The organism is Nocardioides lijunqiniae, from assembly GCF_015024225.1.
Classification (GTDB): Bacteria; Actinomycetota; Actinomycetes; order Propionibacteriales; family Nocardioidaceae; genus Nocardioides; species Nocardioides lijunqiniae.
Genome location: NZ_JACJGM010000029.1, coordinates 1 through 14,867 on the forward strand (window position 1 = coordinate 1; position 14,867 = coordinate 14,867).

Below are 14,867 nucleotides of genomic sequence, written 5' to 3' on the forward strand. Positions count from 1 at the left end.
AAGCCGGTCGAGAGAGGCTCCGGGTCAAGGACGCCCGAAGGGCGCCGCGAAGCGGGCGCCGCAGGCGATCCTTGAGGCGGAGACGCGACCGGCTAAGCGCGCGGCACCCCAGTCCGGCCCCGAGGAGGCAGCCAGAGGTGCAGGGGTCTCGACGGACGCTCGTCGCTGGCGCTCCTCGCTGCTCGACCACCGGTGCAGTGCGTCCGGCGTGGTTTCGAGGCTCGCTGCGCTCGCACCTCAACCACCGACGCGGTGCGCCCCGCTAGAACTCGCCGTCGGTCGCCCGTCGGACGACGATGCGGGTCCAGGCGCCGACGTAGACGCGGTCGTCGGAGGCGATCTCCTGCTTCTGGCCGGGAGGGACCGGGGTGCTGGGGAGGGGGCCGACGGAGCTGCCGACGTAGGTGCCGTTGGAGGAGCCGAGGTCCTCGACGAACCAGCGGGTGCCGTCGGTGGTGAGCTGGGCGTGACGGCGGCTGATGCCGTTGTCGGACGAGAGGTCGATGTCGGGCGTGATGTTGCGGCTGCGGGACGCGCGGCCGATGAGCACCGACGTGTGCTTGAGCGGTACGACGGTGGGCAGGCCGGGCGAGGGCAGGGGGTCGGTGCTCTTCTGGTCGGCGTACCAGTCGGGGTCGATCCACACCTCCGCCACCCACGCGTCGGCGAGCGGCGGGGCCGGGTTGGCGTCGGCCGGAGCAGCTGAGGCCGCCGGAGCCGCAGGTGCCTCCGGAGCCGGATCGGCCGAGGGCGACGACACGTCCAGCGGGTTGAGCGGGCGAGGCAGCGTGCCGGTGGTGAAGTCGTAGCCGCACGCCTCGCAGAACAGCGCGTTGGGCGGGTTGGCCGCCGAGCAGTGCGGGCACGAGGTCGTGTCCGGGGCCGCGGCCGGGGTGACCGGCAGCGTGCCGGTGGCGTCGCCGGGGTCGCTGCCGCCCGCGGGCATGACGATGCCGCAGACGTCGCAGTAGTCGGTGGCGGTGGTGTCGTGGCCCGCCGGGCAGACGTTCACTTCTTGATCCGGGTCGTCTTGGTCGACGCGGTGTCGAGAGCCATCTCGTCGGCCTTCGCGATGGCCGCCTTGAGCCGGACGGTGCCCTCGCGCTCGTCGGTGATGTCGACGACCTTCTTCAGCTTGGAGGTGGCCTCGTCGTTGCCGGTCTCGGCGGCCAGCTGGACGGCGCGGCCGAGCTTGGTCGTGGCGGTCGCCTCGTCGCCGGACGCCTTGGCGGCGAGGCCCTCCTGGATCATCGAGGCCAGCTCGGTCTGCCCGGTGTAGTGGGCGACCTGCTGGTCGATGCGCGTGGTGAGCTCGGAGTTGTTGGACCAGGTCGCCTTCACCAGCGCCTGCGTCACGACGTTCTCGCCCAGCGCCAGCTGCACGCGCGCGGCCAGCTGCTCCTGGCCGATCGCCTTGGCCGCGACCCGGACGGCGACGTGGTAGTCGCGCGACTCGTCGGCCCAGGCACCGGTCGGGTAGGAGCCGGTGAGCGGGTTGACCTCGACCCGACGGTCGGTGAGGTCCTCGACCGTGGGCGAGACCTGGCGGACGAACAGCACCTGCGCGCCCTGCGGCGTCCACACGCGCAGCTGCGCGTCGGCCACGCCCCGGGCCATGGAGCTGCGCATCATCTCCTGGAACTGCGCCTGCATCTGCGAGGGCTCCGGGATGATGTCGACGCTGCCGAGCAGCGCCTGGGCGATGCGGCGGATCTCCTCGACCTGCCAGTCCGTGCCGGCGCCGCGGCAGTCGCACTGGAAGACGCCGGTGGCGCGGCGGATGGCCTCGTCGAGAGAGCCGGGCTGCTCGCGGTTCTCGCCGTCGGTGAGCAGGATGGCGTGGCGCTGGGTCACCTCGGGCACCGACGCGAACAGCGTGCCGGCGAGGTCCAGCCAGGTGCTGATCGCCGTGCCGCCGCTGCCGATGAAGCGGCCGACGGCCGCCGAGGCCTCCTGCCGAGTGCGGGCGTCGGCCTGGATCATGCCCGGTCCGGACGAGACCTGGGGGTAGGCGAGCATCGCGCGGTCGGAGCCGGCGACGACAGCGAACCACGTGCCGTCCACGATCTCCGCGATCGCGGCCTGGGCGGCCTGCTTGGCCGCAGCCATCGTCTGCGGGCCCATCGAGCCCGAGGTGTCGACGATGATGATCTCGCCCGCGGACCCGCCGCCGGACTGACCGGCCGTGCCGGCGCCTGCGCAGGTCACGGTGACGATCGCGTTGACGTCGGTCCCGCCGTCCGGCAGGAACTCGTTCTGGTAGACGGCGGCGGTGAACTCAGCCATGGGTCTCCTCCTGGGGTACGACGGGGTAGGCGGCGGTCTCGGCGTTCGGGTCGCTCGCGCCCTGGGCCGCCGGAACCGCATTCTGCCCCGCAGGCGGCAGGTCCAGTCGTGCCACGGTGACCGTGATGTTGTCGATGCCGCCCTGGGCGTTGGCCCAGTCGGTCAGCGCGAGCGCGAGGGCGGCGGGCTCGGTCGTTCCGCTGGCGCGGATCTGCGCGGCGAGCGCCTCGGGCTCGGAGGCGTAGTTCCACAGACCGTCGGAGCACACGAGCACCCAGCCGGAGCCGGCGACCTGGAGCTCGCCGACGCGCGGCGAGATGTCGCGGGCGTCGCGCCCGAGCCACTTGGTGATCGCGTGGGCCTGCGCCGAGGTCTCCGCCTGGTGGCGCGGGGTCCCGGCGGCGATCATCTGCTGGGCGACGGAGTCGTCGACCGACAGCTGGACGCCGGGGGCGCCGTCGGGGAGCCAGTAGGCGCGCGAGTCGCCGACGTTGGCGAAGGAGAGCGTCGAGCCCTCTACGACCACGCACACGAACGTCGCCGACGGCGGGCTCGGCGTGCCGTCGGGGGCCGTGGCGACCACGGCATCGTTGGCGGCCGAGACCGCGTCGGTGAAGACCTTGGTCACCGCAGCGATCCGGCTGTCGGGCGTCCCCATCCCCCGCGGCAAGGGCGTGCGCAGCACCTCGACGGCGGCGCGCGCCCCGGCGAGCGAGGCGATGTGGGAGTCGTCGGTGTTGGAGACGCCGTCCATGACGAGCAGCACGGCCCGCTCCCCCGCGGTCGGCGAGGCGAGCAGCGCCATGGCGTCCTCGTTGCGGCTGTGGCGGATCCCGCGGTCGCAGACGCCGGCCACCCACGGCGCCGGGGCCTCGCGGAAGTGGTCGCGCTCGCTGGGCGCCTTGGTGCCGCACTGACCGCAGTAGCCGTCGGGTCCGACCTCGCCGCCGCAGGTGCGACACGGGATGCGTCCCGGCACGGCGGTCGGCGCGACCGCGCCGCCGGTGGCGTGGGTGGCCGCGCTGATCGGGGCGACGTCGTCGATCGGGGTGCTCGCGTCGGGCGCGACAGCCCCCTGCAGCGAGACCGGGAGGGGGTTCTCCCCCGTCGGTGGCGCGCCCAGCGAGAACCCGCAGTTCTCGCAGAACAGCGTGCCCGCGGCGGTGGCGGCCCCGCAGGAGGGGCAATGAGGGGCGTCGGTCATGTCAGCGTCCACATCCGTACGGCGTTGGCCTGGTTGACGAGCTCGACACGCTGCCGCAGCTCGGTGGCATCACGGGCGAGGGCCCGGAACGAGCGCTCCAGCGCGTCCCGCAGCCCAGGCTCGGTCGCCGGGTGAGCGCCTACCTTCGCATCCGGTCGCGGCGCACCCTTCAGCACCACGTCCAGCGCCTGCTCGAGGATCCGCACCGCGTAGGTCTCGCGGGTGCGCGGGTCCATCGGCACCGACTCGATCGAGCGCATCGCCTGGTCGAGGAGCGCGAGGTCGCTGCTGCCTCCGGAGAGGAGGACGTCGGCGCGCAGCTGACGGCTCTCGGGGTAGCCGCGGCTGGTCTTCGGCACCATGTCCAGCGCGGCGACGGCGCCCTGGAGGTCGTGGCGCTGGGTGCGCACGCGGGCCATCCCGAACGACGCCGCGGCGACGTACGTCGCGTCCGTGGCGGCACAGGTCGCGTAGAGCCGCTCCGCGATCTCTCCCTGCCCGCCGCGCTCGCACGCCAGCGCCAGCGCCAGCTTGGGCGCGAGCTCGCCGGGGACCTGCTGGTAGACCGCGTTGAACGACGCCGCGGCGGTGTCCCAGTCCTCCAGCTGCAGGGCCGCGAGGCCGTCCATCCACAGGGCCCGCCACTCCCACGGGTCCTGCGAGAGGAGGTCGGCGGCGTAGCCGCGCGCCTGCTCCGGCTGGCCGAGCTCGAGCGCCGCCTGGGCCCGGGCCAGCCACACCTCGGCGGTGCTCTCGGGGGCCGCCTGGAGGTCCTCGAGGCGCTGCTTGGGGTCCTCGGCGCCGATGCCGGAGAGCCAGGCGTGCTGGTCGTCGGTGGTGTCGGGTCGCAGGTCGGGCAGCTGCGACCACTCCAGCGCGGACGCCGACGTGGACGGCGACTCGAAGAGCACCGACGCCGCCGAGGTGAGCGCCGTCCCGCTGGTGCGGCCGGCGACGACCTCGCGCAGGACGCCGAGCAGCTGCGTGCGCAGCTCGTCCGCGGACGCGAAGCGGTCGGCCGGGTCGGGCGCGCAGCACTTGGCGATCAGCCAGTAGAGCGAGTCGTGCTCGGCGAAGAGCGGCGTCGACTCCGGCGGGGGCAGCGCGTGGAGGTAGGTGCCCTGGTAGCCGCGGAACTCCATGCACAGCACGACCAGCGTGCGGCCGATCGTGTAGATGTCCGAGGCCACGCTCGGGCCGACCTCGGCCACCTCGGGCGCCTGGTAGCCGACCGTGCCGTAGATCGCCGACTCCTGGTCGTCGATGCGTCGCACGCCGCCGAGGTCGATCAGCTTCACCGCGTCGCCGACCTGGATCAGGTTGTCGGGCTTGAAGTCGCAGTAGACCAGGCCGAGGTCGTGCAGGTACTGGAACGCCGGCAGCACCTCGAGCAGGTAGGCCAGCGCCTGGTCGACCGGCAGCGGGTCGTAGGCGCCGTTGTTGTCCTTCATCCGCTGCTTGAGGATCTGCTTGAGCGACTTGCCGCCGACGTACTCCATGACGATGTAGCCGGCACCCTCGTGGGTGACGAAGTTGTAGATCTCGACGATCAGCGGGTGCTCGACCTGCGCGAGGAACTGCTGCTCCGCGATCGCCGCGGCGAGCGCGTCGGGGTCGCCGGAGTTGAGCAGGCCCTTGAGCACCACCCACCGGTTGGAGACGTTGCGGTCCTTGGCGAGGTAGATCCAGCCGAGCCCGCCGTGCGCGATGGCGCCCACGACCTCGTACTGCCCGCCCACCACGTCGCCGGGCCCGAGCTTGGGCGAGAACGAGAACTCCTGGCCGCACTGCGGGCAGAAGCCCTCGCTGCGCCCGGGCTTGCCGTCGCGCGAGCGGCCGATCTCGGTGCCGCACTTGGAGCAGACCCGCTTGTCCTCGGGCACCGAGGGGTTCGGGTTGATGGCCTTGCTCGCGTCGACCGGCGGCGCGGGCGGTACGACGGTCAGGCCGGCGCCGAGCCGGGCGGCGCGCATCCGCTGCGACCCCGCGCGGGTGCGGTGCGTGGACGAGGTGCCCTGGGCGCGGCGGGAGCCGATCGCGGCCGACTGCACCTGGCTGGAGGACGTGCGCGCGGAGACCGCCGCGTCGGCGTCGAACGCGGCGGGGGCGGCGTCTGCGTCCGAGCCGCCCGCCATCCCACAGGTGTCGCAGTAGCCGTCGGCGATGGTGCCGGTGCAGCCGGGCTGCGCGCAGGGGCTGCCGTCGGCGACGGGGCCTGCCCCAGCGGCCGGGCTGGACACGGGCGCGGCAGGCGCCACCGGCGAGACGCCGACGGACGGCGGGGCCGTGGCCGCGCCGCCGGCCGGAGCCATGCCGCACACGTCGCAGTAGCCGTCGGCGATGGTGCCCGTGCAGCCGGGCTGGGTGCAGGTGGTCATGCGGTCTCCTGCTGGTGGGAGGTGGTGCCGGCCTGGGTGAGCCAGGTCTGGTAGGTCGTCACGAGCTGGCGGCAGACGGCGATCGGCGCCGGCCGGCGGCCCAGCACCTGGCGGGCCTGGCGCTCGCTCTCGCGCAGGTCGTCACGTTCGGCCAGGCCGAGCGCGCGGGCCTTGGCGACGTAGGCGTCGAGCAGCTGGGTGAGGTCGGTCAGGTCGGCCAGCGCGGCGGCGTACTTCTCCTGCGCGAGGCTCATCGCCTGCCCCACGCGGTCGAGCCGCTGGAGGTAGGGGCCGATCAGCTCGGGGGTGTTGGGGATCGGGCCGAGGGCGTCGACGTCGGGCACGGCGTAGCGCGGCGCCGGCTCGACCGTGCGCACGCAGGTGTCGGCGAGGCTGGCCAGCGCCGCCTCGCGGGCCTCGAGGTCGGCGCGCAGCTCGCGCGCCTGCTGCACCTGACCACGAGCCTCGCGGCGTCGCGCGTTGCCGACGATGAGGTCGCGCTCGAAGCGGGTCGCGTCGATCTCGAGCGGGCCGAGGAGCCCGCCGACGTCGGCGCCGCGGCGCGCCCTCTCGGCGACGGTCTCCAGCCTGCTCATCAGGCCGGCGAGCTCGCGCACCGCAGCGTCGCGGCCGGCGGCCGGCTCCAGCCCGACCTGGTCGCGCAGCCGCTCGCACTGCGCGCGCAGCTCGCGGATGCGGGCCGCCGCGGCGTCGGCGCCCGGCGTCAGCGCCAGGCGCGTGCGCAGCTGGCCGGCGAGCGCGTCGGAGAGCCGGCAGGCCTCGGGCAGCGAGACGACGAGGTTGCCGGGCAGCGAGGCGGCACCGTCGAGGCGCCCCCAGATCAGCGTCGAGATGCGCTCGCGCTCGGCCTGGAGCACCCGGCCGCCGTCCCAGGTCGCGAAGACCAGCTGGTAGCGGTCGGAGACCGCCTTCCACAGCGCCAGCGACAGCGCCATGTCGGAGGCCACGTCGGCCCCGCGGCCCGCGGCGAGCGCGGCCTCGTCCAGCTCGTCGAGCTCCGTGCGGCGCCCACGGACCCAGGCCTCGAGGTCGCCGAGGTAGGCCTGGAGCACCGTCGGCTCCAGCGCCTGACCCATGCGCCCCGGGGCGGCAGGCGCTGCCAGGGTCACGGCTGCCTGCCGTAGACCGGCGCCGGCTGGGTCGCGGGGACGTTCAGCGCCGGCTGGAGCCACCGCTCGTAGCTCTTCTGCCAGCTGCCGTCGGCGCGCATCCGCTCCAGCACGCCGTTGACGAACCGCACCAGGTCGACGTCGTCCTTGTTGACGCCGATCCCGTAGGGCTCGTCGGTGAACGTCTCCTGCGGCGGTACGACGGCGTACGGGTCCTGCGTCGCCAGGCCGGCGAGCACGGTGTCGTCGCCCGTGATCGCGTCGACGTCGCCCTGCTGGAAGAGCGCGAGGCAGCCGGTGTGGTTGCCGGCCTCCTCGATGAACGCGTCGGGGGCCTGCTCACGGATGTTCTCCAGGCTGGAGGTGCCGGTGGGGGCGCAGACCCTCACCCCGTCGAGCTCGGCGACCGAGTCCACGCCCTCGTCGGCCAGGTCCTGGCGCACCAGGATCTTCTGGCCCGAGCGGTAGTACTCCGCGGAGAACGCGATCGACTGCCAGCGCGTGCAGTTGATCGTCATGTTGCGCACGACGATGTCGACCCTCTGCTCCTCCAGGGCCTTGAGCCGGTCGGCCGCGGTGATCACCTTGAGCTCGTAGGCCTTCGGGTCGCCGAAGATCGCCTTGGCCACCTGCTCGACCATGTCGATGTCGAAGCCCTCGATCTGGCCGGTGAAGGGGTTGTTGGACCCGAGCAGATAGGTGTCAGCCGAGACGCCCGCGACGAGGCGGCCGCGCCGGCGGATCTCGGCCATGGTGCTGCCGGCCGGCATCGCACCGGCTGCCGGCAGGGCGCCGGTCGGCTCGTAGGAACGGGTCGCGCCGGCGGGGTCGCACTCGGGCGCCTGCGGCGTCGCGGGCGCGACGGGTCCGCCCGCCACGTTCTTGACGGGGCGGGGCTCGGTCTCGTCGTAGCCACCGCAGCCGGCGAGGGCCAGCGCGGCCACCACGACGAGGGCGGCGAGGGGACGTGCGCGCCTGCTCATGCGTACTCCTTCCGCCGCTGGTTGACTCCCCAGGCGACGGCGCCCGCCGACCCGAGACCCACCAGCAGGGTGACGGCCATCAGCAGCCAGGCCATGACGCCTCCGGAGCGCAGGGAGTCCGAGGTGCTCTCGGCCGCGTCGCTCACGAGCTGCTGGGAGGCCTGGTCGAACGCCGTGAGCGCGGCGCTCGCGCTGCCCGGCTCCGTGGACGTGGCGAGCCCGACGGCGGCGTTCCAGTCGCCCTCGTCGTCACGTGCCGCCACCGCCTCGTGGAGGAGGGTGTAGTCGTCCCACAGCGGCAGGGTCTCGCGCGACGCCGACTGGCGCACGAGCGCCGCCTTGTCGGCCCAGCGCTCCTCCGCGGTGGCCCCGGACCCGCGGGCGATCAGCCGCAGGCTCTCCTCCACCTTGGCGTCGTTGGCCGCGGTGCGCGCCGCCGACTCCTCGATGGCCCGGGCGAAGCTTCCCTCGCGGAGGCGGTCGTGGCTGCCGGACGTGCCGGCGCTGACCGCCGCCACGATGAGGGTCACGACCGTGATCGCGAGGGCGGCGACGGCGACGCCGACGTTGAAGCGGCGGCGGAAGCGCTTGGCCAGCTCGCGGTTGACCCACCACAGCGCGACCACGGCGGCGAGCCCGACCAGGAGGATCGGCAGGGTGTTCTGCCCGTCCATCTCGTCCTCGGCGCGCTGGGTGTTGGCGTCGCTGAGGCCCTGGAGGATCGGCACGGCGTCGGCACGCAGCTTGGACCCGGCCTGGCGCAGGTACTCCGCGCCCACCGGGAAGCCCTGGCGGTTGTTGTCGCGTGCCTGAGTGATCGCCGTGGCGTACGCCGCCACCTCGGTGTTGAGGTCGGCCAGGACCTTGCGGTCGGCCGGCTGGGCGTCGGCGGCGTCGGCGATCTGGCGCAGGGCCTGGTCGAGCGCGGCGTCGTACTCCGCGCGCTGGTCGGCGTCCTCGAGCCCGCCCACCAGGAACGCGTTGGTGGCCAGGGCGTCGGCGCGGAAGAGCGAGGACTGGATCTGCTGCACCCGGACCAGCTGCTCGGTGTTGTCGGCGGCGCGGCCGCTGGCCTGCCAGGCGAGCAGCTGCAGCAGCGCGGCGAGCACGCCGAACAGCACGCAGACGGAGACCGCGACGACCTGCAGCCGGTTGAGCAGCCTCGGCACGTCCTCGACGGTCGCCGGGGCGGGGTGGCCGGCGATGGCGACCTGCGTCTGCACCCGGCTGGCGGGGGAGACCGCGGCGGGCGACGGCCGGCCCTGGGTGGCCTGGCTCATGCGGGCTCCTCCTCGGTGGGGGCGTCCTGCTCGACGTCGGGCTCGGGGGTGGGGTCCCACTCGACGGGCTCGGCGGGGCCGTCGGGCACGACCTGGTCCAGGTCGTCGGCGTGGAGCGTGCGCAGCTCCTCGAGCGTGGGCTTCTCGACCTCGCGCAGGCGCCAGGCGTGGCGGCCGATCGCGGCCTCCAGCACGTTGCGGACGTAGCGCGCGTTGCCGAAGCTCGAGCCGCGCTGCACCGCCCCGAGCAGCTCGCGGAGCCGGGCCAGGACCGCGTCGTCGACGTCGTACTCCGCGCCCTTCGCCATCACGCCGAAGATCCTCGCCAGCTCGTCGTCGGTGTAGTCGGCGAAGTCGATCTGGGTGCGGAAGCGGCTCTCGAGGCCGGGGTTCTGGGAGATGAAGACAGCCATCGGGACGGGGTAGCCCGCGACGATGACGACGAGGTCGTCTCGCTTGTCCTCCATCTCCTTCACCAGGGTGTCGATGGCCTCCTGGCCGTACTGGTCACCGGCCAGCGAGTACGCCTCGTCGATGAAGAGCACGCCGCCCTCGGCGGACGCCACGACCTCCGCGGTCTTCATGGCCGTCTGCCCGAGGTAGCCCGCGACCAGCTCGGAGCGGTCGACCTCGACGAGCTGACCCTTCGAGAGCAGGCCGAGCGCGCGGTAGATGCCGGCCACGAGCCTGGCCACGGTGGTCTTGCCCGTGCCGGGGTTGCCGTTGAAGATCATGTGGCGCGTGATCGTGGGCGACGTCAGGCCCGCGTCCTTGCGGAGCCCCTCAACCCGCAGGATCGCCGCCTGGCGGTGGATCTCGGCCTTCACGTCCGTCAGCCCGACCAGCTCGTCGAGCTCGGCCAGCAGCTCCTCCACCGTCTTCGGCTCGGGCTCAGGGACGGGCTTCTCGTCGGTCGAGGAAGGCGCGCCAGCTCCTGTCTCGAGACCCCCGGGCGGGGGCGCGGCGGCGACCGGGTCACCGGGGTTTCGAGACGGTTGCTGCGCAACCTCCTCAACCCCCGGGGAGGGCGTGCCCTGCTGCTGGAGGTCGAGGTTGGCCAGCGTGCGCTGGACGGTGCCGAGCTGGTCCATCATCTGCGCGAGGAAGTGGTCGCCGACGCCGGGCACGGGCTCGCGCACCGGGGGCAGGTCGAGGCTCGGCGCCGGCGTGCGCCGCTCCCCCAGCTGCGCGGCCGCCGCCGTGGCGGCGTTGCCGACGGTGCGGGGGTTCTCCTCGCCGAGGGTGGCGGCGGCCAGGGCGACGTCCGCGAGCGCCTGCGCGTACGCCGGCGCGTGGGCCGAGCCGGCGAGGGACAGCTCGCCCATGGCCGGCGTGGGCGCGGAGCGGTAGCGGCGGCCGCGGGAGGCGGCGTCCATGAACTCCTCGGCGGAGCGCTCGCGGCCGGTCGCGGCGGACCAGTCGACGAAGGCCCCGCGGGCGGGCTCGGCGATGGTCGCGGCCAGGCACTCCCCCTCACGGCGCGCGGTGGAGGCGTCGACGCCGGCGGTCGCGGCGACGGCGACGAGCGCGTCGAGCGCGGCGGAGAGGGACAACGCGTCAGGCATCAGGAGACCCCAGTGTCATGTCGGTGCCACCGGAGTGGCCGAACTTGCTCTCGAGGAACATGCCATGCGCGAGCAGCGCCTGCGCGTCGGCGCGGTTGGCGGCGTCGAAGATCTTGTCCATGGTCGAGCCGAGCAGCTCCAGCTGGTCGATGAGCACCATCAGCGAGGTCTTGTAGCCGTCGATCGGCCGGGTGTCGGCCCACTCGCGCGGCAGCCGGAGGTAGCCGCCGACCGCCTCCGGCAGGTAGTCGGTCGCGGTGGCGACCACCGAGTAGCTCTCCATGCTGCCCAGGCCGAGGTGGCGCAGCCGGGGCAGCGTGTCGTTGATGGTGCGCGCGATCCGGATGACGCGCGACGTCACCACGGGCGGCGCGTTGCCCTCGGTGAGCATCGCGTGGACGCGGTTGAGCGAGACCAGGATGTCCTGCTCGGTCGGCGCCGCCGGGACGGCCGGCTGACTCTCGTCGTCCGGCTCCCGCCGACGCTTCAGCCACGACTTGAGACTCAAGGTGTCCTCGGGGATCGGGCGTCAGCGGGTGGGCACGTTGGTGAGGTCCAGGGTGCCCGCGGAGTTGCGCTGGTCGTGGGCCTGCACCCGGTCGAGGTAGTCGCGCGACTTCACGACCTCGCCCTCCAGCACGCCGATCGTCGCCGACATCGAGTCGAGCGCCTTCAGCTTGAAGTCGTCGATGGAGTCCATCGTGGCGTAGATGTTGGCGAACGCCGCCTGCAGCTGCTCCATGCCGATCGTCGAGGACGCCGCCTGCTCCTGGATCGCCGCGCTGTTCTCGCGCAGCATCTCCGAGGTGCGCTGGATCATGTTGGACGTCGTGGTGTTGAGCGCGGTGATCTGGTCCAGCACCAGCTTCTGGTTGCCCAGCGCCTGCGCCACGATGACCGCCGTGCGCAGCGCGGAGATGGTGGTGGTCGAGGCCCGGTCGACGCCCTTGATGAGCTCGACGTTGTTCTTGATGATGATGTCGATCGCGAGGTAGCTCTGGATCGACACCGCCAGCTGGGTCAGCAGGTCCTGGTGCTTCTGGCGGACGTAGAAGAGCACGTCCTGCGACATCGCCTTCGCGGCCTCGGGGTCGGACAGCTCGAGCTCGGCGATCTTGGCCGAGAGCTTCGCGTCGAGGCGCTCGGCGACGTAGACGTACTGGTTGAGCCGGCCCATGACCGACCACAGGTTGGTCTTCTCCAGGTTGAGCGCGACGTTGTCCTTGGTCAGCTCGTCCTGGCCGTTGCGCAGGCTGTGCAGGATGCCGTTGAGCTGCGTCTGGCTCGACTGGTACTTGCGGAAGTAGTCCTCGACCTTGTCGCCGAAGGGCAGCCAGTCCATGAACTTGCGGGCGCCCTTGGCCTCGCTGGGGTCGAGGTCCTCGATGGTGCGGCGCAGCTCGAGCAGGGTCTTGCCGACCTGGGAGCCCTGCGAGAGGCCACCCTCCTTGAGCGCGCGCACAGGCTGGTTGAGCATCCGGTTGGACGTCTCGGCGGCCTTGCGGATGTCGGCGTCGCCCATCGTGCGCACGCTCTCGGCCTGCGCGGCGAACTCCGGGCTGCGCGCGGCGGTGTTGGTCAGCGCGGTCATGAAGGAGTCGACCTTGCCGTCGAGCTCGGGGATCGCCTCGGCCGAGACCTGCGGCGCCATCTTGGGCGCCTGCGTCTCGATCACCAGCGCGGGGGCCGCGGGCGCGGTCAGCGTGAGCGCCTGGTCGGGCGGGGCCAGCGGCGCCGGGGCAGCGGCAGAAGCCGCGTCGTTCGGGGATCCAGCGGGTGTCGTCATGGGGGCCTCCGGAGGCTGTGGACTGCGCCGTCGGCGGAAGTCTGTCACGCCCCCGTGGTTCCGTCTCCTAGGTAGTCCGCCCGCGGTCCAGGTCGACGGTGAAGAGCGGCAGCAGCACCTGCGTGATCGGCCCGATCGTGAGCGCGAAGACGACCGTGCCGATGCCCAGCGCGCCGCCGAGAAGCAGGCCGAGGAGCACCACGCTGACCTCGAGGCCGGTGCGCACGAGACGGATGGAGAGGCCCGTGCGCCGGACCAGGCCGGTCATCAGCCCGTCGCGCGGACCGCGGCCCAGCTGGGCGCCGATGTAGAGCGCCGTCGCCAGCCCGCAGGTGCCCACGCCCCCGAGCATCAGCGCGATCCGCACCGCGAGCACGTCGGGGCGCTCCAGCACGGCCAGCGTCGCGTCGCAGGCGAGCCCGACGACGACGGCGTTGCTGATCGTGCCGAGGCCGGGCATCTCGCGCAGCGGGATCCACAGCAGCAGCACCAGGAAGCTCATCACCACGACCGCCTGGCCCAGGGTCATCGGCAGGTGGCGGATCAGCCCGGAGTGGAGCACGTCCCAGGGCGCGAAGCCGAGGTCGGCGCGGGCCATCATCGCCAGCGAGGCGCCGTAGATCACCAGGCCGACGTAGAGCAGCGGCAGCCGGACGGCCAGGCGCCCGGCGCGCAGCTGCGCGACCGGCCCCAGGTCGACCAGGGGCGGGGCGGCGGGGGGGCTGATGCTCATGGGTCCATGCTGGACCCAGATTGGCCCTTGAACAAATAGCCAATCGTGAGACAGTGGCCTGCATGAGCACGTCCACCGCGATCTCCCCCGCCCGCACCGCCGCGCTCGTGGGCGACTTCGACCGCAGCCCCGCCTACGCCGGCCTCGCCGACGCACTCACCCTCCTGATCGGCGACGGCCGGATCGGCCTCGGGACCCGCCTGCCCAGCGAGCGCGAGCTCACCGACGCCCTCGGGGTCTCGCGCACGACCGTCACCCGCGCCTACGCCGCCCTGCGCGACACCGGCTACGCCGAGGCCCGCCGCGGCGCCGGCACGTTCACCCGGGTGCCCGGCGGCCGGGCCCGCGCCCACGACCGGGCCCTGCTCCCCCGCGCCGGCGACCACGAGGCGATCGACCTCAACTGCGCGGCCTCCTCCGCCCCTCCGGGCGTGGCGGCGGCCTACGCGGAGGCCGCGACCGAGCTGCCGGCGTACTTCGGCGGGCACGGCTACTTCCCCGCCGGGCTGCCCGAGCTCCAGGCCGCGATCGCCACCACCTACGACGCGCGCGGCCTCCCCACCACGCCCGACCAGGTGATGGTGACGCCGGGGGCGCTGTCGGCCGCCGCGATCGTGGCGCAGGCCTTCACCGGGCCCGGCGACCGGGTGCTCGTCGAGTCGCCGGTCTACCCCAACGCGACGCTGTCGATCCGCAACAGCGGCGCGCGGCTGGCCGGCGTGCCCGTCGACCCCGACGGCTGGGACCTCGGCGCGGTGGGCGCCGCGCTGCGCCAGACCTCGCCGCGGCTGGCGTACCTGATCCCGGACTTCCAGAACCCCACCGGACACCTCATGTCCGAGCAGCAGCGCGAGCAGTACGCCGCCCTGCTGCGGCGCGCGGGCACCGTCGCCGTGGTCGACGAGGCCCACCAGGCGCTGCCGCTCGACGGCCAGGAGATGCCGCGGCCGTTCGCGGCGTTCGCGCCCGACACGATCACCATCGGCAGCGCCAGCAAGACCTACTGGGGCGGCCTGCGCCTGGGCTGGATCCGGGCCCCGCACGGGCAGATGGACCGGCTCACCCAGGCGCGCGTGGGGCTCGACCTCGGGGCGCCGGTGATGGAGCAGCTGGTGCTGGCGCGGCTGCTGGCGCGCGGGGCTGAGGTCGTCGACGTGCACCGTGACCGGCTCCGCGAGCAGCGCGACCGGCTCGCCGCCGGGCTGCGTGAGCAGCTGCCCGAGTGGCGGTTCCGGCTGCCCGGCGGCGGGCTCGCGGTGTGGGTCCAGCTCCCCGGCCCGCTCGGCACGGCGCTGACCGACGAGGCCGAGCGCCGCGGCGTGATCATCGCGCCCGGGCCGGTGTTCGCGGCCGAGGGCGGGCTCGACCAGTTCGTCCGGATCCCCTGGACCCGGCCGCCCCACGTCATGGACGAGGCCGTCACGCGGCTCGCCGCCGCCTGGACCGCCGTACGAGACGGTCAGGCCACCACCCGGCGCCCCTCGGCGCGCGTGATGGTGGCCTGACTGCGGCGGTCGGTGGG

General features: G+C 73.5%; 12 protein-coding genes. 1 reads left to right on the plus strand and 11 read right to left on the minus strand.

What is annotated here, in order from left to right:
- Nucleotides 1-262: 262 nt before the first annotated feature.
- The 11 genes from IRQ30_RS16735 to yczE form a co-directional block, all read right to left on the minus strand.
- Nucleotides 263-1,012 (minus strand): FHA domain-containing protein, encoded by a 750-nt coding sequence (locus tag IRQ30_RS16735; RefSeq protein WP_338089760.1) that lies wholly within the window; start codon nucleotides 1,010-1,012, stop codon nucleotides 263-265.
- Nucleotides 1,009-2,286, minus strand: coding sequence for a vWA domain-containing protein (locus IRQ30_RS16740; protein WP_193614119.1), 1,278 nt, complete (start codon nucleotides 2,284-2,286; stop codon nucleotides 1,009-1,011). The genes IRQ30_RS16735 and IRQ30_RS16740 overlap by 4 nt, the downstream gene beginning before the upstream one ends.
- Nucleotides 2,279-3,490: a PP2C family protein-serine/threonine phosphatase gene (locus tag IRQ30_RS16745; protein WP_193614120.1), complete on the minus strand. Its 1,212-nt coding sequence runs from the start codon at nucleotides 3,488-3,490 to the stop codon at nucleotides 2,279-2,281. The genes IRQ30_RS16740 and IRQ30_RS16745 overlap by 8 nt, the downstream gene beginning before the upstream one ends.
- Nucleotides 3,487-5,868 carry a serine/threonine-protein kinase gene (locus tag IRQ30_RS16750; protein WP_193614121.1) on the minus strand — a complete coding sequence of 794 codons (2,382 nt, stop codon included), beginning with the start codon at nucleotides 5,866-5,868 and terminating at the stop codon, nucleotides 3,487-3,489. The genes IRQ30_RS16745 and IRQ30_RS16750 overlap by 4 nt, the downstream gene beginning before the upstream one ends.
- A complete protein-coding gene (locus IRQ30_RS16755; protein WP_338089761.1) occupies nucleotides 5,865-6,998 on the minus strand; it encodes a hypothetical protein in 1,134 nt (377 codons plus the stop codon). The genes IRQ30_RS16750 and IRQ30_RS16755 overlap by 4 nt, the downstream gene beginning before the upstream one ends.
- Nucleotides 6,995-7,981: a glutamate ABC transporter substrate-binding protein gene (locus IRQ30_RS16760; RefSeq protein WP_193614122.1), complete on the minus strand. Its 987-nt coding sequence runs from the start codon at nucleotides 7,979-7,981 to the stop codon at nucleotides 6,995-6,997. The genes IRQ30_RS16755 and IRQ30_RS16760 overlap by 4 nt, the downstream gene beginning before the upstream one ends.
- Nucleotides 7,978-9,261 (minus strand): hypothetical protein, encoded by a 1,284-nt coding sequence (locus IRQ30_RS16765; protein ID WP_193614123.1) that lies wholly within the window; start codon nucleotides 9,259-9,261, stop codon nucleotides 7,978-7,980. Before IRQ30_RS16765 ends, IRQ30_RS16760 begins: the two co-directional genes overlap by 4 nt.
- On the minus strand, nucleotides 9,258-10,826 hold the full coding sequence (locus tag IRQ30_RS16770) for an AAA family ATPase (protein ID WP_193614124.1): 1,569 nt from the start codon (nucleotides 10,824-10,826) through the stop codon (nucleotides 9,258-9,260). Before IRQ30_RS16770 ends, IRQ30_RS16765 begins: the two co-directional genes overlap by 4 nt.
- Nucleotides 10,819-11,334 carry a hypothetical protein gene (locus IRQ30_RS16775; RefSeq protein ID WP_227467734.1) on the minus strand — a complete coding sequence of 172 codons (516 nt, stop codon included), beginning with the start codon at nucleotides 11,332-11,334 and terminating at the stop codon, nucleotides 10,819-10,821. Before IRQ30_RS16775 ends, IRQ30_RS16770 begins: the two co-directional genes overlap by 8 nt.
- A gap of 21 nt (nucleotides 11,335-11,355) precedes the next feature.
- Complete coding sequence (locus IRQ30_RS16780) at nucleotides 11,356-12,612, minus strand: toxic anion resistance protein (RefSeq protein WP_193614125.1); 1,257 nt, start codon at nucleotides 12,610-12,612, stop codon at nucleotides 11,356-11,358.
- A 67-nt stretch (nucleotides 12,613-12,679) separates the two neighbouring features.
- Nucleotides 12,680-13,345, minus strand: a complete 666-nt coding sequence (yczE, locus tag IRQ30_RS16785; protein ID WP_193614126.1) for a membrane protein YczE — start codon at nucleotides 13,343-13,345, stop codon at nucleotides 12,680-12,682.
- A gap of 62 nt (nucleotides 13,346-13,407) precedes the next feature.
- On the opposite strand from yczE, the gene yczR reads away from it, so the two are divergent.
- On the plus strand, nucleotides 13,408-14,850 hold the full coding sequence (yczR, locus tag IRQ30_RS16790) for a MocR-like transcription factor YczR (RefSeq protein ID WP_193614127.1): 1,443 nt from the start codon (nucleotides 13,408-13,410) through the stop codon (nucleotides 14,848-14,850).
- Nucleotides 14,851-14,867 lie beyond the last annotated feature (17 nt).